We start from the raw sequence: 23,271 nt of genomic DNA, 5'->3' as shown, positions 1-23,271 counted from the left end.
TGAAAGCGGGGGCAAAGATAAGGCGGAATTCGCTGAGGTAACACGGTAAAGTAGAATGACGTTCGGATAAACAAAAAGGCCCTTCCCGCTGCTGGAGCCGACGTGGTTACGTCTGCTTTGGCTGCGCGAGAAGGGCCTCAGCTATTGCTAGAAGAAGGCTGATCTGAATAGAGCTGTAGGCCTATTTGAATGGCACGGTAGAGCCACTTTCTTTCACCATGCTGCCAGCGTTCAAGTCCTGCACCACGTTGGCTTTCAGCGTAAGCTTGGCGTCGCCATGCATGTCATTGCTGGTGATGGTTACGGCCTCCTGCTGAGGGCCTAGCTTGCGCTGGTTGTACACTAGCTCAATGGTTGCGCTCTGGCCCGGCTTAATAGGCGCTGGCACTGCCTTGTAGCCCACGCAGTAGCACTGCGACTGCACTGCGCTCAGCACCAGGTCCTGCTTACCAGTGTTCTTCACCGTGAAGCGGGCTGAGGGCGTCTGGCCGGCCTCCATCTTGCCGAAGTCGTGGCCAGCGCGGTCTAGCTCCAGCTTGGGGCCTTGGGCCAGCTGAGCGGGCGTAAGGGTAGCCTTAATCTGGTCTTTGTTCAGCACGTTACCCTTGATGGTGAGCACAGTGCTGGGTGTGGCCGCATTGCTGGTTACCGTCACGGTTTTGTTGAAGATACCGGGGCGGCCGGAGCTGCTGTACACGGCTTTCACAATGCCGGTTTTGCCGGGCATCACGGGCGTTTTAGTCCAATCGGGGGTAGTACAGCCGCAGGATGCCTGTACGTTGGCAATGATAACGGGCTGATTGCCGGTATTCTTAAACTTGAACTCATGGGTAGCCATGGTGCCTTCGGGCACATTACCGAAGTCGTGGAGTTCCTTTTCAAACTGCAGCACCCCTTGAGCGTGCGAAGCTGCGGCCACAAGCAGGGCTACTAACAGCGAGAACAAGTGTTTCATCTTATAGGAAGCTTAGCGTTAGAAATCAGTAGGTGAGGGGCTTACTTGGCGCATGGCAGCTGGAAGTTCCTAGCGAGAACAAACGTTTCATTCTTCTGTTCCGCACTTCTTCCAACTTCTAACGGCAATCAGTCAGCTCCCTTTATCAAAGATAGTTAATAAACCCTGCTTTCTGCCGCTAAAGTAGCCTTACTCCGGCACGCGGCCGGATCAGTGGCAAATCCGTACTTTTGAGGGCCTGTTTCCCCGGAAGCGGGTTCTCACCCACTCTACACCCGCCCCCACCTTTATCCGTTCTGCTTTCTATGTCCACCGCTGAAACTGCCGATTTAATGGTTACTGCCGCCACCTTAAGCAAAGAAGAGCTGCTTCGTGATTACCGCCTGGGGTGGGAAAGCCGGCAGGCCTCGCTGGCGGGGCGCAAAGAAGTATTTATGGGCAAGGCCAAGTTTGGCATCTTCGGTGATGGCAAGGAGGTGCCGCAGTTGGCCATGGCCCGTGCTTTCCGGGCCGGCGACTGGCGCTCTGGCTACTACCGCGACCAAACCTTCATGCTGGCTATCGGCGAGCTTACTCTGCAGCAATACTTTGCCCAGCTCTACGCCCATCCCGATGTGGAAGCGGAGCCGTCCACAGCCGGCCGTGCTATGAACGGCCACTTCGGCACGCGCCTGCTCGACGAAGACGGTCAGTTTAAAAACCTCGCGGAAAGCAAAAACTCCTCAGCCGATATCTCGCCCACGGGCGGCCAGATGCCCCGCCTCGTAGGCCTGGCCTACGCTTCCAAGCTATACCGCCAAAACCCTGAGCTGCACACCATGACGCAGTTCTCGGTTAATGGCAACGAAGTGGCTTTTGGTACTATTGGTAACGCCAGCACCTCAGAAGGCATGTTCTTCGAGGCCCTGAATGCCGCTGGCGTACTACAGATTCCCATGTTGGTAAGTGTGTGGGATGACCACTACGGCATTTCAGTGCCCGCTGAATACCAGACCACCAAACAGAATATCTCAGAAATCCTGAAAGGTTTGCAGCGCGAAGGCGAAGGCCAAGAGGGCTTTGAGATTTTTGTAGTGAAAGGCTGGGATTATGCGGCGTTGATTGACACCTACCAGCGCGCCGCCGAAGTGTGCCGCACCCAGCACGTGCCCGTGCTCATCCACGTAACCGAAGTAACGCAGCCTCAGGGCCACAGCACTTCGGGCTCGCATGAGCGCTACAAGAGCAAAGACCGCCTAAGCTGGGAAGAAGAGCACGACTGTCTGCGCAAAATGCGCGAGTGGCTGCTAGCCGAAGGGCAGGTTGCGGAAGAGGAGCTGGATCAAATTGAAAACGAAGCTAAAGAAACCGTTAAGCAGGCCCGCGTAGCTGCATGGGAGTCTTTCTTCAACCCCATCAAGCAAGAACGGAGTGAGGTGGTAAGCCTGCTCAACAAGCTGGTAGCTGAAACGGGCACCGAGCACCAACTGCATGAGCTGGTGGAGCCCCTGGCCCAAAACCCAGCCCCCATTCGTGCCGATCTGGTGCGCACGGTGCGCCGCGTGCTGCGCCGCGTTCGGGGCGCCCGCAGTGCTGCCCGCCGCGACCTACAGAACTGGTTGGAGCAAGCCCTGGCCGAAAACTCTGACCGCTACAACTCCTACCTCTTCAGCCAGAGCGAAGAAGCAGCGCTTAATATCGAAGAAATTAAGGCAGAGTTTGCGCCAAATACTCCCCAGGTAGACGGCCGCGAGGTACTACAGGCCTGCTTCGAAGCCAACTTCCGCCGCGACCCCCGCATTTTCGCCATTGGTGAGGACGTAGGACGCATCGGTGACGTAAACCAGGCCTTTGCTGGTTTGCAGGAGAAGTTTGGTGAGCTGCGCGTAACTGATACCGGCATCCGGGAATGCACCATTGTAGGCCAGGGTATTGGTGCCGCGCTGCGTGGCCTACGCCCCATCACGGAGATTCAGTATCTCGATTACTTGCTCTACGCCATCCAGATTCTTAGTGACGATGTAGCTAGCCTGCAGTACCGAACTAAAGGTGGGCAGAAGGCTCCCCTTATCGTCCGGACGCGGGGCCACCGCCTGGAAGGCATTTGGCATAGCGGCTCACCAATTCAGATGATTCTGGGCAGCATACGCGGTATTCACCTGTGCGTGCCGCGCGACATGACCCAGGCCGCCGGCTTCTATAACACGCTCCTGCGGGCCGATGAGCCAGCCATCGTGATTGAGTGCCTCAACGGCTACCGCCTCAAGGAGCGTATTCCGCAAAACATAGGTGAGTTCACAGTGCCCTTGGGCGTACCGGAAGTGATTCGGGAGGGTAAGGACCTAACCATTGTAACCTACGGCTCTATGTGCCGGATTGTGCAGGATGCCGCTAAGCAGCTAGAGGAAGTAGGAATCTCCGTCGAGATTATTGACGTGCAGACCTTATTACCTTTCGACATTGAGCAGGCTATTTCAGATAGCATCCGCAAGACCAATCGTGTGTTGTTCGCTGACGAAGATGTACCCGGTGGGGCTACTGCCTACATGATGCAGCAGGTAATTGACGAGCAAGGAGCCTATCAACTCCTCGACTCAGCTCCGCGCTGCCTCTCAGCGCAGGCTCACCGCCCGCCCTACGGCTCCGACGGCGACTATTTCTCCAAGCCCAACGCCGAGGATGTGTTTGATACGGTGTATGAAATGATGCAGGAAACCGACCCCAAGCGTTTTCCAGCTATCTACTAGGTCATTAAAAAGCCCTCGTTAACTGGCCTAGGCCAATTAACGAGGGCTTTTTGTTTACTTATGTGACGCTAGTTCAGCGTAATTGGGTCGGTAATTACTTCGTTGCTTTCGTGCAGTGCGCGGTCCGCAATTTTCACCTTGAAGCGTACGACTGACTTAGCCGGAAAAGTGCCTTGGAAGAAGTCAACTTTAAAATTAAGGTCTCCTTTTAGTGGCTCCTTCCTTCCGCCCTGGTCAGAAGGCGACAGGCGTGGATAACGGCCATTGTAAGAGAAGGCCAAGTTGTAATCTTCAAACTGACCGGTACTACTACGCAGCTGTGGCTGAAAGAAGTAGTTATTATAATAACGGTTAGGCTGTTTGGTAATCGGATCTAATTCATTAAAAGGTGGGTCAATATCCTCATTATTAAGGCCTAGGTCTCCATCGCCATCCTTGAAGGACACAGTCACGATAACCCTGTCAAACACACCCGTTAGCGTATCCACTCGCCGCTGCTGAATGTTCTTGAACCCAATTTCTGGCGTATCGGGATAGTCTGGGGCGCTCAGGCAAGACGTAATGCCTGCGCCTGCTAGTAGTAGTGTCCCAAAACAAAGAGTACGAGATATAGCCATAACAAGTAGTGAAATGGATGAAGGAAACGGCGCTGCCGCGGCAGGAAGGTACAACTTCCTAACGAACGAAGTAGCGCCCACATTGTTCTACTGATTCGCTAACCCTACTGCATCTGAATGAGTTTCCGCGACGAGTTTTTGTCTGCTCTGCCTTCCTTGTCTACTGCTGACGTGCCAGCTGCGGCGCTAGGCCTGTTCCGCTACCAGGCTGAACACTGCGCACCTTATCAAGAATACCTGCGTGTGCTTGGCCGCAACCCGCTGGCCGTTACGCATCTGGAAGATATTCCCTTTCTGCCCATTGAATTCTTCAAAACCCATGATGTACGCACCGACGCTACCGATTGGATACCGCAGGAAACCTTCCTTAGTAGTGGTACCACGCAGCAGCAGCGTAGTCACCACTTTGTGCGTGAGCCATTGCTATATCGTCGGCACGCAGCGCGAATCTTCGAGCAGTATTACGGTCCCCTAACCGGCTGGACCATTCTGGCGTTGTTACCCTCTTATTTAGAGCAAGGGCAATCTTCGCTGGTGGCAATGGTAGACTACTTTGCCAAGGAATCGGGACAGACGCAGCAGGCTTTTTTCCTGCATAACCACGAGGCGCTGTTGCAGGCGCTGCGCGAAGCCCAGCACGATTCCTCGCGCAAAGTATTGTTAATAGGCGTGAGCTATGCCTTGCTCGATTTGGTAGAAGCCTACGCCGGTGATCCGGCACTGCACGGCCTAACGGTGCTGGAAACGGGCGGTATGAAAGGCCGCCGCCGCGAAATGATTCGGGAGGAATTGCATCAGGAGCTACAGAAAGGCTTTGGCCCCGTTGGCATCCATTCAGAATATGGTATGACAGAATTGCTAGGCCAGGCCTATAGCTTCGGTGATGGCCGCTTTCACGCGCCGCCTCAACTACGCATCCTTCTGCGCGACCCCTCCGATCCGTTTTCCGTTTCTGAATCATTAGAAGCCGGAGCTATCAACATCATCGACTTGGCGAACATAGATAGCTGCGCCTTCGTTGAAACCAAAGACCTCGCCCGCATGCACCCCGATGGATCCTTCGAAGTTTTAGGGCGCTTAGACAACTCAGATATCCGAGGTTGCAACCAGATGGTGTAAGCTGTTTGATGGCAGTGCGTATATTGCCTGCCTATGTTTATAAATATATCAAGTAAGTATTGGTCTCAAGGGATAGTAAGAGTATTTTTTGGTAGCCTGATGCTACTAGGCTGGCTACTACATGATGACTATGGTGTGTCAACCGACGAGCCGGCTCACTATCAGCATGGTGCAGTAAATGTGAAGTATGTAGCCGACTTGCTAGTGCCTGACCTAGCCCGCCAGCATACAAACTATAAACATATTCCAACCCTTAGCGGCTACCCTGATAATGGGCATGGAGTACTTTTCGAGATTCCAGCTAGCTTACTGGGTATGTTCGTGGCCCACGGCGATTCTGCCATTTATTATCGACTGCGGCATATACTGATCTACCTGACTTTTGTGGTAGGGGTGTGGGCTCTATATCGGCTTGCATGCCTGCGCTTTCAGGATTGGCGCTGGGGATTAGTAGCCGCCGGAGCATTAGTGCTGTCGCCCCGCCTTTTTGCTGAAGCGTTTTATAATGGACAGGATATAGTATTGATGTCCTGTTTTGCTGTGAGTATGCTAACCCTGGTTCGACTTACGCAACAACCAACTATAAGTCGAGCAGTAGTCCATGGCGTATGCTGTGCTTTTGCCCTAGATATACGTATCGTTGGGGTTCTACTGGTTGCATTCACCGTGAGTTGGATAGGCTGGTTAATACTTCTTTCCAGTGAGCACAGATATGCACAACGCCATCTTCTACAGTGCTTAGGACTCTATCTAGTCACTACAGCTATCGTAATGGTAGTATGCTGGCCATTCTTATGGGAAGATCCCGTAGGCCACCTCGTGGAGGCTTTTCAGCAGATGAGCCGCTTTCCCTGGCTGGGGCGTAACTTGTACTTAGGTGAGCTTCGGCAGGGTAGTCAGACGCCCTGGCATTACGTGCCAGTATGGATAAGCATCACTACACCTTGGCCTTACTTGGTAGCAGCATTAAGTGGCTTAGTTGTATGGATGCTCGGGATTAAGCGCTCTTTGCACCAAGCCCACGTATGGGTCTGGCAATTTGATACTGTGGTTGTCGCTTGGTTTATAGTGCCATTACTGAGCATCATTCTTCTGCACTCGGCTGTGTATAATGGGTGGCGCCATTTATATTTTATTTATCCAGCGCTGTTACTGCTAGGTGTGAGTGGCATTCATCGAATCAGGCATTGGGCAACACACCATCTTAGAGGGCACTTAGTTTGGCATGGTATAGTAGGAGTAATGATGACAGGGGTAATACAGACTGCTTACCGTATGGTAAAGGAGCACCCTTACCAGCAAGTCTATTTCAGTGTAGTACCAACGGCCGTCATTAGTCAGCACTTTGACCGCGACTATTGGGGACTTTCTTACCGCAGTGGCCTAGAGTGGTTACTGGCTACTGATTCAACAGCTCATATTCCCGTTGGCTCGCCGCGTATCGATTTGTTGTATAATAACACCCTAATACTACCAGCTGCACAGCGTCAGCGGATACTCTTGGTACGCCCTCCTTACCCGTCGGGTACGTATGTCTTCACTAATTATGCCCGCTTTGGGCTACTGCCTAGTGATACGATAGGGCACAAAGTGTATGATCTCCGTGTGCATGGCCTCCCCACATTAGGAATATTTCATCATTGATTGAAATAACCTTACGCGCAGGAAAAAGCCGCTGTTCTTGTGAACAGCGGCTTGTGTCTAGGCCAGGGGATTGGTTTACTTGCCGGCAAAGGCGCGGGCATCAGCTTCTGAGATGGTAGCGTCGCTCATGATTACGAGGCGTTCTACCACATTGCGCAGCTCCCGGATGTTGCCACGCCAGTCGAGGCCTTGTAAGTATTTGAGGGCGTCGGCATCTATTCTCTTGGGCTTGTTGCCGTAATCGTTGGCAATATCCTGCAAGAACTTCTCAATAAGAGCCGGAATGTCCTCCCGGCGGTCATTCAGAGCTGGTACCTGAATCAGAATCACAGAGAGGCGGTGGTAAAGGTCCTCGCGGAAGTTCTTGTCGGCAATTTCCTGGAGCAGGTCCTTATTGGTAGCGGCCAAGACGCGCACGTTCACCGAGATTTCCTTTTCGCCACCCACCCGGGTAATCTTATTTTCCTGCAAGGCCCGCAGCACCTTAGCCTGGGCCGAAAGGCTCATATCGCCAATTTCGTCCAGAAACAGGGTGCCACCATCAGCCTGCTCAAACTTGCCAATTCGTTGCTTCACGGCTGAGGTAAATGACCCCTTCTCGTGACCAAACAACTCTGATTCTATTAGCTCAGAGGGAATAGCAGCGCAGTTAACCTCAATCATGGGGCCACTGGCACGGTTGCTCTGCTCATGTAGCTGCCGGGCTACCATCTCTTTCCCCGCTCCGTTAGGACCAGTAATGAGTACTCGCGCATCGGTAGGGGCTACCTTCTCAATGGCCTTGCGCACAGCACCTAGCGCGGGCGAGTCGCCAACCATCTCGGAGCTTTTGGCAATCTTCTTCTTCAGCGTCTTCGTTTCCGTTACCAGCTTGGTGCGGTCAAGGGCGTTACGCACCGTCACGAGCAAGCGGTTCAAGTCTGGTGGCTTCTGTAGGAAGTCGTAGGCCCCTTTTTTGGTGGCATCCACGGCCATTTCTACGTTGCCGTGGGCCGAAACCATAATAAAGGCGGCATCGGGAGCCACAATGCGTGCCCGCTCCAGTACTTCAATGCCATCCATCTTGGGCATCTTGATGTCGCAGAGCACCACGTCATATTTGTCGCGGATGAGCATGTCTAGGCCAGTCGGACCATCCTCGGCCTGATCTACCTGGTAGCTTTCGTATTCGAGAATTTCCTTCAGCGTGTGCCGAATGGCCTTTTCGTCGTCAATAATTAAGATGCGAGGCATAAAGAGGAAAGGGGGTTGGGCAGCGAAAGTAACGAAAACGCACTTCCGGTTGATGTAGTACGAACTAGATTCCGGAAGGTGCTGATGTTGTTAACAGAACCTTCCGGAGGAGTACTGTCTGACTTTTTATTGCCTGGTTTTTATTGGAGTGAAATAGATTCTATGTCTAGGTGAGGCCGCTCTTGCCCATCCTGCGCCGCGCCCGAAGACAGCAGTACTTGTAACACTTCGGCCTGCGCTATGGGCAACGCAACGGGGCCCGGAGCCCGGAACGAGAGCGGCAAAAATCCTGGATAGGCTCGCGGTAGTAGCACTTGCGCACCCAGCTTGAATGCTGCAAGCGGTACCCGTATTTCCTGCACTTCTGGCCCTAACTCAACCGCCGCTACATAAGCAGTGGCGTCTGTAGTAGTGATAACCAACTGCACTGAACCTGCTCCGGCACTACGGCGCCCCCGAATTACTAGCTCCTTGAAGTTGTTAGTATCTGAAGCACGGGTAGCAAGTCGGTCACCGAAATACGCTCGAAGGAAGGCTATGGGCGCCGCCGGGCTGGCAGGTGTTGTAGCACCGGTAGGAGGCGCCTGCAATAAGCGCAACGCCAATTGGCCAGCCCCCGTGGTTACGTAGTCGGCCCACCCGCCGCCACTAATGCCGCCGGCTTCTACCTGCTGCTGATCCTGGCTAGCACGAAACAAGGGCAGGGGCGCACTTGCCGCTACAATGGGCGTTTCCCAGTGCTCCTTGGGAGCGTAGTCCCAGTCGCGGGGGCTACCCGCAAAGCTGCCAGGGAAGGTCGTATTCCGCCCGTTGTGCTGCACCACAATCCAGTAGCGTAAAAGGCCTGAGTAGAGTAGCTCAGTTGGCACTGTGGCCTCGGCGGTAGTCAGCGTCGGACGGCGCATGGGCAGCTTGCGGGTCTGGCCATAAAAGTGTTGGGCAATGAGCAGCACCGAGTCGGTGGGGCTAGCTCCCAATACCGTAGCTCGAATAGAAGCCGGGCGGCCTGCTGCTACTTGCACCTGAGGCGTATGTACTACCTGGAGTGGTTGCTCCGATGCCGCGGGAGCCACAAACTCGCCCAGTTTTATGGAGCCAAAGGCTGTCTGAGCAGCATACGCACTCGTAGCTTTACCCCGCGCCGCTAGTAAGTACACTCCGGGTTGCACCCGAACCAGCCCATTGGTAGCTACTGCCTGGAAAGTATTGTTGTGGTTGATGCCCCGTGCGGTATAATCGAGGCCTAGGCCAGGTAGGTTGAGGCGCAACGGCTGAGTGTTCCAGTCGATGCGGGTAACGGGCTGGCGGAGTGAGGTGGTAGCAAATGGGTCGCGCACGGAGTTGGCATCGGGCATTACTTCGAGACGCCAAACGCCCGGTGCTACACGGTCGATAAAATAGGCCCCAGTGCCCTCATAGGTAGCCACTGATGAAGAACCCGTACCTGCCACATGGCGCAATGCGGCTGCCTTACGCGGCTTAGTGGCTGTGGTGTTTGTGTAGTAAAACTCCTCTGGCGAGTTAAGCTCGCTTAAGCCATTGCGGTAGCTCACGCGGAAGTCAGCAAATACGGTGTCAGCCGGGTAAGCCGGAAACTGTTGGCCACGCTTTACCTGACGGAACACTTTGCCCGCAATCAGTAAGCTGATGGCTTTGGCCGGTGTGTAGGCCAGGTTGAGATAATGCGTCTGGTATTCAGTATTGGCGTAGGCCAGGGCCATAGGGTCATACGCAAACTGGGTGGCCCACTGGAACCCCGCTGCCCGGAAGCTACGGGCCATAGCTGGGTACATCACCGGCTGCAAAATGTCACCCGATTCGAACTCGTACACCAGCCGCGGCTTCTTCGTGAAGCGCGGGTCTTGCTGGTACGGGATGGGGTATTGATCTACAAACGGTAGTGGGTTGCCCCGTAGGGTATGGCCGTTCACCAGCCCCGATGGATACCATTGAAAGGTGAAGCCATCTACGGGGCTGCTAAGAATAGCATTCGACACGACTGGGCTTTCCGCAATGTTGTAGAAAATGGGCTTGCGGTAGCCGGTAGCCCGCATAGCCTGCACCATGCGCTGCACAAAAGTGGTTACTTCCGACTCTGGCTGGCGGTAGTGTGGCTCGTTGCAGACTTCATAGGCAATGATATCGGGGTCTTCGCGGTTCAGCTGCCCTGTGTATTTATTGCGGTGGTTCAGAAACTGCTTCAGGTAGTTTTCCTGAGCTGCAACCGCGCGTGGGGTATTATAAGCCTTGCCTTTGGGGTAGATTGAGGAAAACCCCGTCATGGCCGTGTCTGGCTCAGGGTAGCCGTTGCCCCAGTAGGCAATTGGCGTCAGTACAATTTTGATTTGCCGCTCTTTGAGCCGCTGAATTAGGTAGTCGAGTAGGCGCAGATGCTCATTCTCCAGCAGGTTGCCCAGGGTATCGGTAATCTCCACATCCCACACGTGCACCCGAAATGCATTTACCCCCAAGCGAGCTAAGTGGTACACATCTTGGTCAATGGCTTGCTCCAGCTTTACTCCGAGTTTTTGATGGGCTCTATAGGAATAGGCAAACGGCGCAGTGTAATTCACGCCAAACAGCGCTACTTCTTGGCGGCTGCCTTCCCAGCGCAACACTCCTGCAGCGTCTGCATAGACGTTTTTGCCAGTGGGAGGTACTTCCTGAGCCTGTAGCTGGCCTACCAGCAGAAACGATAATAGGCTCAAGGCTAAGCTAAACCGCTGCTGGCCTAGGCCACTCAGCCGAACGAGAAAGGAAGAGAAGGGGTGCGATTGAAGCAACAGGTGACGCATAAGCACGAAAAAGTAAGCCGCGAGTAAACTAGTACAGCAACAAAAACGGCTGTTCTGGCCGAAACCAGAACAGCCGGTGCTGTCAGGTGATGAGTCTATAAGCCGGGTTTTGTCCGCTTCTGCAAGCAGAAACGGCCCCACCATTTATCTAGGCCAGTCCTCACGGAAAGGCTCCATCAACCTACCCGCTGACGCCGAACGAGCCGCCCGGTGCGGGCCCCAAAAGACCCGCGTGCCAGCTTATTTGGTCTTTCAACCCCTGAGGTTTACCCAGCCGGCATGGTTGCCCAGCCGCTGGTGCGCTCTTACCGCACCTTTTCACCCTTACCAGAAGTGACTGAGCGAAATAATGAATGAGTGATGTAACTCGCTCATCCATCCATCACACACTCACCGCCTGGCGGTAGTTTTCTGTGGCACTGGCTGTCCTGGATTGCTTTACGCGCACCAGTCCTTCCCGTTAGGAAGCAGGGTGCTCTGTGTTGCCCGGACTTTCCTCGTCACCTTTCGGCGCCGCGGTGGGGCGACTCATCACTTGGGCAAAGGTAAGTGCTAATTCTCGGGGAGACTAAAGAATGATAGATGATGAGAGGCTAATTCAGAATTCAAATGCTTAATTACTTATATAACTATATTGATAACGAGTATTCTTAATCTAACACCCGTTAGTCCTTTGCTATATAGATTTAACATTATTAACATAATTTTATTTAAATAAGTTAAAACAAGGGTTTGTGTTAATAAAACGGTGTATTTGATGCAATATTCGTTGTAAAAGTGGTCTTTGATTAGAGGGGGTTATAGGCTTGTGAGCTTTTTATTTGGAGGAATTTCTACTTTGGGCTCATCATCAGTAAAAATTGGTAGCTCAACCAGACTAGGATTTGTCAAGGGAAAGAGCCTTGCTTTCTCCGAAATAGTGGTTACCAAAACTGCCCTTTCTTTCCACCCTTTCACCCTCGTAGAATGCATAAGAAACAACGCAATGCCCGTCTCGCTTGGCTCTTGAGTGCCTCCGCAGTTGCAGCCAGCGCCACATTTACTGCTTGCTCTGAAGACGCAGTTCAGCCCTCCACCGCTGGTGTGGCTCAAAGCAGCGATGCAAAAGCTGATGCTGCCGATGTAATTTCCGGTCAGTACATTGTAGTGCTTAAAGATGGTGCAGTGGAGTTGAGCGGCAGCGAGCCGTATAATGAGAAAGTCAAAAAAGTTAAAGAGGTAGGGCAAGGAATCTTGAAAGCACGCGGTGCCAGCGCCGATGCGCTCGGATTTGCCTATGGCCACGCACTGAAGGGGTTCTCGGCGCGGCTGAGTGCTCAAGAAGCTAAAGCCCTGCGCGAAGACGCTCGAGTGGCCTACGTAGAAGCCGACCGTGTTATTTCACTTGGTAAGCCATCTTCCGGTGGTGGCACTACCCAGCCTGCCCAGGTTACGCCTTATGGCATTGCCCGCGTTGGTACTGCCGATGGCACCGGTAAAACTGCTTGGATTATCGACACAGGCATTGACCTCGACCACCCCGACCTGAACGTCGACGTCACCCGCAGCAAATCGTTCCTGACCAGCGGCGCCAACTATGCCTCGCCTGATGATGGAAATGGCCACGGCACCCACGTGTCGGGCACCATCGCCGCTAAAAACAATACTATTGGCGTTGTGGGAGTAGCCGCCAATGCTACAGTAGTAGCCGTGCGTGTGCTCGATGCGCGTGGTAGCGGCTCTAACTCCGGCGTTATTGCTGGCGTTGACTATGTAGGTGCCAATGGCAAAGCAGGTGATGTCGCCAACATGAGCCTTGGTGGCGGTGTTTCTCAGGCCTTGGATGATGCTGTGCTGCGCGCTTCAGCGGGTGGTGTGCTCTTCGCGCTGGCTGCCGGCAACGAGACAGATGACGCCAACAATCACTCGCCAGCTCGCGTGAATGGGGCCAACATCTTCACTATCTCGGCCATGAACAGCACCGATAGCTGGGCTTCGTTCTCTAACTTCGGCAACCCACCAGTTGATTACTGCATGCCCGGCGTAAACATCCAGTCTACGTGGCTGAATGGAGGCTACAATACTATCAGTGGCACCTCTATGGCTACTCCGCACATGGCGGGTGTACTGCTCCTGAAGGGCAAAAGCTTTACCACCAGTGGCACCGTGAAAAACGACCCAGACGGCAACGCCGACCCCATTGCTCACCTGTAAGCTGAGTCACTACAGCCGACATAAAAAAGGCCAGCCTATCACAGGCTGGCCTTTTTTATGTTTATGTTGCTTCTGTCGCCTAGCGGAGGCGCGGCAGTTTTATTCAGCAGCTTCCAGTACTTCCACTTGGCTGCCGCCGGGGCGCTGGGGTACATTGAAGAGCAGAGACGTAGCCCACGGCACTAAGAAAGCCGCGGCGGTTAGCACCGTCATGGCTACATCGGCGGCTTCACTTTCCAGCGCGATGCTAAGCGGGTGGCCCGGCAAGAAGTGACTAACTAATGATAACACCAGCTTCAGCCCTAATAAGCCGATGACAACGAAGGCAGCCGTTTCCAGAAACGGGTATTTGCCCATCAGCAGCACAAAGGCCTGTGCCACCAACCGCATGGCCAGAATGCCAATAAACACTCCTGCACATATCAGAATCAGGTTATCGGTAAATGCCACTACCGCAAAAACGTTATCAATAGAAAAGGCCAGATCCATGAGCTCAATCAGGGCCACCGTGGCCCAAAACTTCCCAAACAGGCCTAGGGTGTTGCGGTAGAACCAGCTTTGCTGTTTGTCTATAGTTTCGTCCTCATCAGAGCGGCGAGCCTTGAAATGGTCGTATACCAGGTACAGCAAATACATGCCACCCAGCGGTTTCAAATACCAGAACTTGATCAGGAAGGACGCAAACAGAATGCACAGGCCCCGGAAAATGTAAGCCCCGAAAATGCCGTAACGCAATGCCTTTTTGCGCTGTTCTCGGGGCAAATCGCCGACCATGGTAGCCAGCACTGCCGCGTTATCAACGGAAAGCAGGCTCTCAATGATAACAAGATTGCCGATGATGGCTAGCGATGCCGCCGGGTTGTCGAGAATATGCTGAACGTATTGATTCATAGATGAACAGAATGTGGGGCCTGAAGTGGAGAAAGGAGGCTAGCGAGGGCACCGGGGCATCAGTATACAGGTGGTCTTAGAGCCGCTACCACGGCACAATACCTAGTACAAGGGCCGTTAGTAGCATCACGAGCACCGTGCCACACGCCCATTTAAGTGTGAAGCGCTGATGGGCGGCAAAATCAACACCGGCCAGGCCTACCAGCAAATAGGTAGAAGGTACCAGCGGGCTAAGCAGATGTACCGGCTGGCCTAGCAGAGAGGCCTTTCCCATGGTGGCAGTAGCTACCCCAAACTGGGCCGCGGCTTTTGTGAAAAAGGGCAGGATACCAAAGTAAAAGGCATCATTCGACATAAAGAAGGTGAGCGGCGCACTGGCTAGGCCAGTCAGTACGGGGAAGCGCGGGCCCAACTCGGTGGGTACCAGTTGCACAAAGGTGTGCGCCATGGCATCTACCATGTGCGTGCCGCTGAGAATACCAGTAAAGATGCCCGCTGCAAACACCATGGCGGCCACCGACAGGGCATTGCTGGCATGTGCCGCAAACCGCTGCCGTTGCTGCGCTAGATTGGGGTAGTTGAGCAGGGCAGCCAGCGCAAATGCCAGCATAAAGAGCACTGGCAGCGGCAGTAGCTCACGCACCAGCGCCACCATCAGGCCAATGGTAAGTAAGGCATTTACCCACAGCAGGCGGGGGCGGCGTAAGGCCTGATCCTCGGGTGAGAGAGCCAGGTCGGTGGCCTCGTCGGTGGTGGATAAGGGCGTAGGAAGGCCAGCTGCAAAGCCAAGCACCAGTGGGTGTTTAGCGGGGCGGGGCTCTTGGTGCAGGCCTAAGCGCTTGCGTTCCTGCTTGCCAAAGCGCCAAGCCACAAAAAACACCCATGCCAACCCAACCAACATGGCCGGAATAAGCGGGTTGAAGAGTTGAGTACTATCCAAGCGAAGCACGCTCATGACCCGAGCCGTGGGGCCGCCCCAAGGCAAAATGTTCATCACACCTCCCACCAGCATGTTCATGCATGTAAGAATCAAGGGGTTGATACCCAGGCGTCGATAAAGCGGGAGCATGGCCGTAACCACAATAATGTAGGTAGTAGCGCCGTCGCCATCCAGCGAAACCAGCAAAGCCAGCAGCGCCGTGCCAACGATAATTTTCAGTGGGTCGCCGTGGGCTACACGCTGTATTCGGCCAATGACGGGGTCAAACAGCCCAGCATCCGTCATTAGCCCAAAGTACAGAATGGCAAATACCAGCATGATGCCAGTGGGGGCAATATTGCGGATGCCATCCAGCATCATGGTGCCCATTTGGGCGCTGAAGCCCGTGAGTACCGCAAACGCCACGGGCACCAGTAGCAGCGCCGTAATGGCCGAAAGTCGGTTCGTCATGATCAGCACCATGAAGGTGAGAATCATGGCAAAGCCAGCAAGTGCGAGCATAAGGCAGGGGTGGTAAGTGGGTGGTAGTATGCAGAGTGCTAAACAACGCAGCAGCGGCGCCCAAATGGGAGCAGTGCAGGCTGGTTTCCGCGCAGCATGGAAACCAGTCTACGGTGCCAAACAACGCCTCCGTCCTCTCTATACTCTGCGCCCGCACAGCTTGGAACGCCTCGTGAATAGAAGGGACTGCGCATTGTTGCCGGCTAGGCCATTCCCAGCGTCGCTTGAGGTTGCAGCCTCACTGTTAGCGGCGCAGGAGAGTGGCCTAGCTGACTTTTGAGCACCGCTTGCTGCGTTGTTTAGAAACTGTAGCGCACAGTGGTGAAGTAGTAAGCGCCCATGAAGCCGAACTGCGAGGTGAAGCGCGTGTAAGGCGTCTGGCCCGAGGCCGTGAGGGAGGGGAAGGCAATTTTGTCGGGATACACATCAAAGATGTTGTTCGCTCCGACGGTCAGGTTGATGCGAGGGTTGAAGCTATACGACAAGGAAGCGTCGGCAATGGTCTTGGCCCCAAACGTCTGGTCTAGCTCAGATGAGGTCTGAATGGCGGTTACCTCCCCGAAACGGGTGGCGCGTAACATGCCCTCAAGCTTCTTGTAGCGGTAACTGCCAGATACGATGGCCTTTGAACGGGGCTGAGCCACCTCAATCAAGCCAATCATTACTCTGTCAATCAGGCCGCTGCTGAGGCTGGCAAGCTGCGACGGAGTGCGTACAGCGCCGCGTACTTTCGTGGAGTTCAGCATCATGGAGGCACTCAGGCTCAGCTCTTGCTCTTTGCTAAAGTTTTGGCGGTAGGCAGCAACCACGTCAAGGCCACGGGTGCGGGTATCGAGGGCGTTGGAGAAGAACTGTACCTGCGCAATACCGGAGCCCTGGAATACGGGAGCCAAGGACTCTTTGGTAGCATCAAGCTGGCCCGAAATCACAATCCTATCCTTAATATCAATCTGGTACATATCGGCCGTTACCTGCAGGTTGGGGCCAATCTGGGCCGTAAAGCCAAGGTTGTAGTCGAGGGTGGTTTCTGCTTTCAGTTTTTCAACACCCAAAGCCCGCACGTAGGAATTATCGTTGCGCAGGTGAGCAATGGGGTAGGAGTCGAACACGCCGTTGATGGTCAGCCACTGTGCATCAGCATTGTTGGAGTAGTAGAGCTGGTGCATGGAAGGCGCCCGGAAACCCCGGTTGAGGGAACCCCGCACGGAGAACAGGTTCGAGAACTTGTAGCGCGTTGAGATTTTGCCTGATACGTTGGTGCCAAAGTCGCTGTAGCGCTCTACCCGAGCGGCCACATCTACCAGTAGGTTTTCGGTTATGTCGCTGAGCACATCGGCGTACAGGCCTACGTTATTACGAGTGCGCTTCACGGCATTTTGGGCGCCAATTCCCTCGCGGCCACTAGAGCCAACATCGGGCGAGTTAGCCGTAACCGGGCCTTTCATCCAGGAGGCATCGTCGCCGGCTACTAGCTGGTAGCGCTCCACCCGCAGCTCACTGCCGTAGGCCACACTTAAGGACTTCAGGCTACCAATTTCCTTAAATGATTTCGACACGTTCACGTTAATCAGGCCCTGCGCAAACTTGTTGGTGCCCGTGTAGAAGCTAGTGGGCGAGTTGCTGCCGTACGAAGGGTTGACCGTATGGTTGGCGAACGTTTCAATGGTATTGCCGCCAAATCCGGCGCTGAAGTCGAGGTTCCAGTCACCGCTCGTGGTGCGGCGCACGCCTAGCGTAGAGGCCAGGTCCTGCACTTTGGCCGGGAATACGGGGTTGTAGCCATTGGGGAACAGCGAGAGTACTGCCCGCCGTTTGTTGCTAGGCTGGCGGTAGAAGCCGTAGGCCGTCATGTCCTTGCGCGAGTATCCGCCGAAGGAATATAGCGTCCAGGCCTCTCCAAGCTTTGTCTCCGCATTGTAGAACAGCTGGCCCATGGTGTTCTTGGCCGTGCCGTACGTAGTAACGTGGCGGTTAAAGTTGTTCTGGGCTACCAAGGCCGCGTCTTCCTCGGGCTTGGTGCTGTACACGGCACCGGTGTAGTCGCCGGAGCGGTCGGTGGGCTTGTTGTGGTGAAGCTGCACGGTGGTGTTGAAAAATCCATCGCGCTTGCCCACGGGCAGCCCAAAATTTACCCCCGCATCGTAGGTGTCGCCGTCGCCGAGCTTGGTAATGCCATAGTTGCCTGTGACGGTACCGCCCCGGGGCGCTTTTTTCAGTACCAAGTTCACAATGCCGGCAATGGCATCGGAGCCGTATTGTGCCGCTGCGCCGTCGCGTAGGATTTCTACCCGCTCAATGGCCGCCGTCGGAATGGCGTTCAAATCGGTGCCCACGGAACCCCTGCCCACCACGTTATTCACGTTGAGCGCCGACGACTGGTGCCGACGCTTGCCGTTCACGAGTACCAGCGTTTGGTCGGGGCCCAGGCCGCGTAGCGTGGCGGGGTCCACGTACGACGTCACGTTGCTAATGGCGTGCTTCGTAGAGTTAAAGGAGGGCGCCAGGAAATGAATCATCTGACCTAGCTCCGTCTGGCCGGTTTTCGTAATTTCCTTGGCGCTGAGCACGTCTACGGGCACTGGTAGCTCCACGTTGGTGCGGGCTTCAGAAGCACGGTTGCCCACAACTACCACATCGGCCATGGTGTGTGTGGTTGATTTCAGGCTGATAGTAACCGATGTTTCGCCGGCGGGCACCGGATATTCTCGTGGCTCGTAGCCCACGTACGAAATCACCAGAATGTCCCCATCTTCCACGTCGAGCTTAAAAGCGCCGTTGGCATCAGTAGTTGTGCCTCGGTTAGAACCTTTGATGCCTACTGAGCAGAAGCCCAGAGGGGCTTGGTCGGCTCCATCGAGCACGCGGCCCGTAAGCGCGCGACGGTTCGCACGCTGTTCGATGGATGTAGGAATACTGGGGGTTGGGGCGGCGGCAGCTGAGCTGGCCGTTACGTGCGCGGCTAATACCAGCCCAGCGCAACCAGCCCGGTAAAGGGAAGGTAGCAGTACGGTCATGGGGGAATTTTTAAGTAGGTTGGAAATGAGAGCAGCGTATTATGTCAGCCAAGTAGCATATTGATTTAGAAGACATTTAGAAGAAAGGAGCTCAGCCATAAAAATTTGTGCGCTAGGCCAGTTTCACGAGCTAATGCCGCTATCTTTCTGCTCCTCCCACCTTTTATTTGTTCCGTTCCCACATGAAGCTGCTTCTGGTGGAAGATGAGCCGGAGTTGCTGGCCAGTCTGGTAAGCTATCTGCAAGCCCAGCATTATATATGCGAAGTGGCCATCACCTATGCCCAGGCACAGGAGAAAATGCTGCTCTACAACTACGAGTGCATTGTGCTGGACCTGACCCTGCCTGGTGGCGACGGGCTAGAGCTGCTGCGCGAGTTGCAGCGTCACCAAAAAGCGGCGGGCGTTATTATTACCAGTGCCCGCGCTGCCGTAGATGACCGCATAACTGGCCTAGAGCTTGGGGCCGACGATTATCTGCCCAAGCCATTCTATCTGCCGGAGCTTAGCGCCCGCATTTCGGCGCTGGTGCGCCGCCGTCATTACCAAGGCACCAACCTGCTGCAGGCCGGCAAGCTCAGCGTAGACGTGCCCGCCCGCCGGGCTACCGTAGAAGGGCATCCCGTCACGCTCACGCGCACAGAGTTTGATCTGCTGCTGCTGTTGCTGGCCAACCAGGGGCGCGTTATCACCAAAGGCGCTATTGCCGAACACCTCTCCGGCGATGCGGCAGAGCAGTTTGATACCTTCGAGAGCGTATATGCGCACGTAAAAAACCTCAAGCGCAAGCTCACAGAAGCCGGAGCATCCAACTATATCCGCATGGTATATGGCCTAGGGTACCGGTTCGACACAAGTTCCGAGACGTAGCCGCTTCCATACTCTGCTGTTTGCCATGAAGCTGCTGGCCCGCACTACTGTTTTCTTTCTGATTTACGCCAGCATAGTGGCTGTGGGCGGCACGTTTGTGTACTATGGTTTCATCAGCAAAATCTACTACGCCTATGTTGACCGTACGCTGAGCCGTCGTAAGCTGCGTGTAGAAAAAGCGCTGCGCCTGCACCTGCGTACTCCCGCCGACCTTGCCTTCTGGCATCAACTCGATCATAACGTGGAGTTCAAAGCCCTGTCGGCGCCGGGGCCGCCGGTTTCCTTCAGCCAGCGCATGATGTACAATGAGCTCACGGGGCAGATAGTGCCCTACCGGCAACTGGCCGCACCGGTGGAGTTTCAGGGGCGGCCCTATCGGCTAGAGCTACGCACCACCATGCTCGATAGCCAGGAGCTACTGGCGCGCATTGTGTTGGCCGGTGCCCTTTTATTTGGGGCGCTGCTGGTAGGCCTATTAGTGCTGCAGCATTTTTTGGCCCGCCGCATGTGGGCGCCGTTCTATCATACTCTGGGTGAGTTGCAGAGGTATAAGCTTGATCAGCATCAGCCTGTGCGCTTAGCTAGCACGCGCATTCCGGAGTTTAAGGAGCTGAACTCAGCGCTGAGCCGCGTGTTGAACCGGAACCAACGCATTTATCATCGGCAAAGAGAGTTTACTGAAAACGCTGCCCATGAGCTTCAAACGCCCTTAGCCATCCTCCGCACCAAGCTCGATTTATTAGTGCAGGCCCCTGACCTAACGGAAGAGCAAGCCGGCCATATTGAGGCCCTGCTGGAGGTGACGCAGCGCCTGACGCACCTAAGCCGCAGCCTACTGCTCTTAGCCCACCTCGACCAGCAGCTATTCTTTCCCACTGAAACGGTGGACCTAGCCGCCGCCGTGCGCACCCAGCTAGGCCAGATGCGGGAGCAGCTTAGCGTAAACAACCTTACCCTGACTATTGCAGTGCTGGAAACGCTGCCGCTCGCGGCTAACCGCTCGTTGCTGGAAATTTTGGTGAGCAATCTGCTTAGCAATGCCATTCGCCATAATGTACCAGGCGGTGAGCTGATTGTAACGCTGACTGCCGAGGAGTTTACCGTGCAGAACACCGGCCGGGCCCAGGCGTTACCCGCCGATCAACTATTCGTGCGCTTTCGGCCGGGTCCTGAGCGCCCACCCGGCAGTGTAGGCCTAGGCCTAGCCATTGCTCGCCAGATCTGCGAAACCTATGGCTTTCTGCTCAACTACCACTTCCAAGCTCCCGCCCGGCACATCATGCATGTGCGGCTACAGTGACCTTCGCCGTACAGCATCCACATAGAAGATATGCATACGTCAAGGACGTTCTAATCGTGAAAAAGAAATAGCGCTAAGTAAAAAAGCCAGCCCGTATGGGCTGGCTTTTTTACTTAGCGCTATTTCTTAGTATTCAAACGCTTCAAATTTCAATGTATAGTGCTTTTTAATTAGCTGGCTCATTGATTGTTGGGTCTGGAATGTAATATCGTACTAGAAGCGTATCACCTGGCCTTTTATCTGCATTGCGACTGTCCCCCCAATAAGTATTGGTGCCTATTGTAAAAAAGTAACGATAATAGAACTGACGACTAACTGGACTATTGCCAAAGAAACCTTTATCGCTATTTATATGGCCAATAACCATAGATGTTTGCTCACTGTCTAACTTTTGAGTAATGCGTGAGCCCTCAACAAGTTTGCTTGCAAATAGGTAAAATATACCTAGCATCATGGTTAGGATTACATAGTCAATAAACCCAAACCCATTTTTGCTCCGAGCAACCTTTTTGGTCATCCTGAACGGCTCATATTAAATAATATTCTACTTGCCCTCCCAGACATTATCCTTTGGGTAACTGTCAGGTACAAGGGTTGCGCCTAGCTTCACCTGCTTTACGGCTTTGGTAGAGGAAACAGGCACTGTCACGGTTTTGGCGCCAGATTCCCAGACGGCCACGGTGCGGTGTACTTTCTGCGTGGAGTTGTCAGCAAAAGTGATGGTAAGGTCTACGGGAACGGGTTTGGTACCTTTAGATTCCACTATTACATCGTAGCCAGTGCCGGATTTCGTGACGGTTTGGATGGCGAGGTCAGGGTAGCCATTGTCGAAGAACCAGCGCTGCCAGAACCAATTGAGGTTGCGACCCGCTCCAGCATTCATCGAGTTGAAGAAATCGTAGGGCATGGGGTGTTTACCATTCCAATTGCGGATGTAGGTATGCAGCGCCTTGGTGAACAGTTCGTCGCCGAGCATATCCTTCACGTAGAGGTATCCTAGGCCAGGTTTGGGGTAGGAGTTGAGGTAGAAGGCCGTGCCGGTTTGCTGGGTGCTGAGCGTTACGATGGGCACATCGTCTTCGGTGGCCGCGCCACGGGCGTAGGGGGCAATGCCGTAGTCGTCATCCAGCTTAGGGTCGATGATACCGGAGATAATCCACTCCCCAATAGTAGCCCAGCCTTCGTCCATCCAGCCGTACTTGGTTTCGTTGATGCCCATGTAGAACGGGAACATCGTGTGGAATATCTCGTGGTCGGTGAGCGTGATGGCGTCCTGGCGGCTTTCTGTTGGGTTGTCGTTCACCATCATGGGGTACTCCATCTGGTCTAGGCCATCGAAGATGGTTTCGTGGGAGTAGGGGAAGGGCCACTTGGGGAAGGTGTACGACATGGCCTCCACCGTCTTGCGGGCAAACTGAATCACCTCTTCGTAGTCCTTGTGCTTGGTGTTGTACACGGCATCTACGCGGGTGCGGCGCTTGGTGGCGGGGTCAACTACTAAGCTGCTCGACTGCCACACGTAATGGTCTGTAGTCGCAAACACAAAGTCAGTTACATTCTTGGCCTCAAAATGCCAGGTGTTTTGGGCGTTGGAGGCCGTAATGTCGCGGCGTTGCAGGTCTGCTTCCGTAATAATGCTCGTGACAGCATCCTTCTTTTCCGCGTCGCGGAGACGCTGAACGTACTTTTTCGTGAGAACCTTATCGGCGTTGGTCAGGTCGCCAGTGGCCCACACCACAAAATCTTTGGGCACGGAAATGTCGGCGGAGAAGTTGGCGAAGTCGTTGTAAAACTCCTGCGAGCCGAGGTAAGGGTTGCGGTTCCAGCCGTCAATATCATCGTACACGGCAATGCGCGGGAAGAAGTAGGCTACAAAGTCTGCATTGGGCTCTACCTCTCCGGTGCGGGTGTGCGAGCCTTTGTTCAGGATGTAGGAATACGTTACCGATACCTGGGCCGTTTGCTTGGGCCCAATGGCCCGCTGCACGGGCACCGGTAGGTTCGTAGCATCGCCCCGCAGCTTGGCCACATCAATGGTCTGGCCATTGATGGTCATCTTCTCGATCTGCATACCATCACCCACATCTTCCGGCTTGATGGAAGAAGCGCGTGCTGCGCCTTTTTGGTACAGGTTGGGGTAAAGCTTAAACCAGATCTGCCGCAATGAGTCAGGACTCTGGTTGTGGTAGGCAATGGTAGCGGTGCCCGCTAAACGCCTCGTGGCGGGGTCGAAGGAGACATTGAGCTTGTAGTCGGCTGAGTTTTGCCAGTAGTTAGGGCCCGGTAGGCCACTTTCAGCGCGAGTGCCTTTGGTGTAGGTGGCCTGTAAGTTGCGTGGCACCGACAGTGGCTGCTGAGCCAGCGCGGATAGAGATAGGAGAGAGGCGACGAGGAGCGCGGGGAGTTTCATGCAGCAGAATGAGTTTCTGCCGCAAAGTAACCACATGCTGCCCGACGGTTGCCTGAGCTTGACG

13 protein-coding genes and 1 other RNA gene are annotated in these 23,271 nt (G+C 54.4%); 5 read left to right on the top strand and 9 right to left on the bottom strand.

Going from position 1 to position 23,271, the window contains the following annotated elements; translation table 11 throughout:
• Positions 1-181: 181 nt before the first annotated feature.
• Complete coding sequence (locus tag EU557_RS00915; RefSeq protein WP_135528545.1) at positions 182-955, bottom strand: DUF1573 domain-containing protein; 774 nt, start codon at positions 953-955, stop codon at positions 182-184.
• Between the two features lie 305 nt (positions 956-1,260).
• Between EU557_RS00915 and EU557_RS00910 the strand changes: the two genes are divergently transcribed.
• The gene (locus tag EU557_RS00910) at positions 1,261-3,681 is read left to right on the top strand and encodes an alpha-ketoacid dehydrogenase subunit alpha/beta (protein ID WP_135528544.1); all 2,421 of its coding nucleotides are present in this window, start codon (positions 1,261-1,263) and stop codon (positions 3,679-3,681) included.
• 68 nt (positions 3,682-3,749) lie between these two features.
• Here the strand turns inward: EU557_RS00910 and EU557_RS00905 are convergent, their stop codons facing one another.
• Positions 3,750-4,298 (bottom strand): hypothetical protein, encoded by a 549-nt coding sequence (locus EU557_RS00905; RefSeq protein ID WP_135528543.1) that lies wholly within the window; start codon positions 4,296-4,298, stop codon positions 3,750-3,752.
• Positions 4,299-4,415: 117 nt separating this feature from the next.
• Here EU557_RS00905 and EU557_RS00900 point away from each other — a divergent pair, with 117 nt between their 5' ends.
• Positions 4,416-5,417 (top strand): long-chain-fatty-acid--protein ligase, encoded by a 1,002-nt coding sequence (locus EU557_RS00900; protein ID WP_135528542.1) that lies wholly within the window; start codon positions 4,416-4,418, stop codon positions 5,415-5,417.
• 1,719 nt (positions 5,418-7,136) lie between these two features.
• On the opposite strand, the gene EU557_RS00890 is transcribed toward EU557_RS00900, so the two are convergent.
• The 3 genes from EU557_RS00890 to rnpB form a co-directional block, all read right to left on the bottom strand.
• Positions 7,137-8,294: a sigma-54-dependent transcriptional regulator gene (locus EU557_RS00890; RefSeq protein WP_135528540.1), complete on the bottom strand. Its 1,158-nt coding sequence runs from the start codon at positions 8,292-8,294 to the stop codon at positions 7,137-7,139.
• A gap of 140 nt (positions 8,295-8,434) precedes the next feature.
• Complete coding sequence (locus EU557_RS00885; protein ID WP_135528539.1) at positions 8,435-11,089, bottom strand: cellulase family glycosylhydrolase; 2,655 nt, start codon at positions 11,087-11,089, stop codon at positions 8,435-8,437.
• 82 nt (positions 11,090-11,171) lie between these two features.
• Positions 11,172-11,624, bottom strand: an RNA gene (gene rnpB, locus EU557_RS00880) — RNase P RNA component class A.
• Positions 11,625-12,055: 431 nt separating this feature from the next.
• Between rnpB and EU557_RS00875 the strand changes: the two genes are divergently transcribed.
• Positions 12,056-13,282 (top strand): S8 family serine peptidase, encoded by a 1,227-nt coding sequence (locus EU557_RS00875; RefSeq protein ID WP_135528538.1) that lies wholly within the window; start codon positions 12,056-12,058, stop codon positions 13,280-13,282.
• Between the two features lie 99 nt (positions 13,283-13,381).
• On the opposite strand, the gene EU557_RS00870 is transcribed toward EU557_RS00875, so the two are convergent.
• The 3 genes from EU557_RS00870 to EU557_RS00860 all read right to left on the bottom strand — a co-directional run bounded on the left by EU557_RS00870 (position 13,382) and on the right by EU557_RS00860 (position 18,628).
• Entirely contained in the window at positions 13,382-14,173 is a 792-nt protein-coding gene (locus EU557_RS00870; RefSeq protein WP_135528537.1) for a TerC family protein, read from the bottom strand.
• Positions 14,174-14,258: 85 nt separating this feature from the next.
• Positions 14,259-15,614, bottom strand: coding sequence for a CitMHS family transporter (locus EU557_RS00865; protein ID WP_135528536.1), 1,356 nt, complete (start codon positions 15,612-15,614; stop codon positions 14,259-14,261).
• 299 nt (positions 15,615-15,913) lie between these two features.
• The gene (locus tag EU557_RS00860) at positions 15,914-18,628 is read right to left on the bottom strand and encodes a TonB-dependent receptor (protein WP_135528535.1); all 2,715 of its coding nucleotides are present in this window, start codon (positions 18,626-18,628) and stop codon (positions 15,914-15,916) included.
• Positions 18,629-18,810: 182 nt separating this feature from the next.
• Between EU557_RS00860 and EU557_RS00855 the strand changes: the two genes are divergently transcribed.
• Both EU557_RS00855 and EU557_RS00850 read left to right on the top strand, forming a co-directional pair.
• Positions 18,811-19,497 (top strand): response regulator transcription factor, encoded by a 687-nt coding sequence (locus EU557_RS00855; RefSeq protein WP_135528534.1) that lies wholly within the window; start codon positions 18,811-18,813, stop codon positions 19,495-19,497.
• A 25-nt stretch (positions 19,498-19,522) separates the two neighbouring features.
• Positions 19,523-20,797, top strand: a complete 1,275-nt coding sequence (locus EU557_RS00850) for a sensor histidine kinase (protein ID WP_135528533.1) — start codon at positions 19,523-19,525, stop codon at positions 20,795-20,797.
• A 544-nt stretch (positions 20,798-21,341) separates the two neighbouring features.
• Here the strand turns inward: EU557_RS00850 and EU557_RS00840 are convergent.
• On the bottom strand, positions 21,342-23,207 hold the full coding sequence (locus tag EU557_RS00840) for a M1 family metallopeptidase (RefSeq protein WP_135528531.1): 1,866 nt from the start codon (positions 23,205-23,207) through the stop codon (positions 21,342-21,344).
• Positions 23,208-23,271 lie beyond the last annotated feature (64 nt).

Origin of the sequence: Hymenobacter wooponensis (assembly GCF_004745865.1) — a bacterium.
In the GTDB taxonomy this organism is placed as follows: Bacteria; Bacteroidota; Bacteroidia; order Cytophagales; family Hymenobacteraceae; genus Hymenobacter; species Hymenobacter wooponensis.
This window is presented reverse-complemented; position numbering and strand designations above follow the sequence as displayed.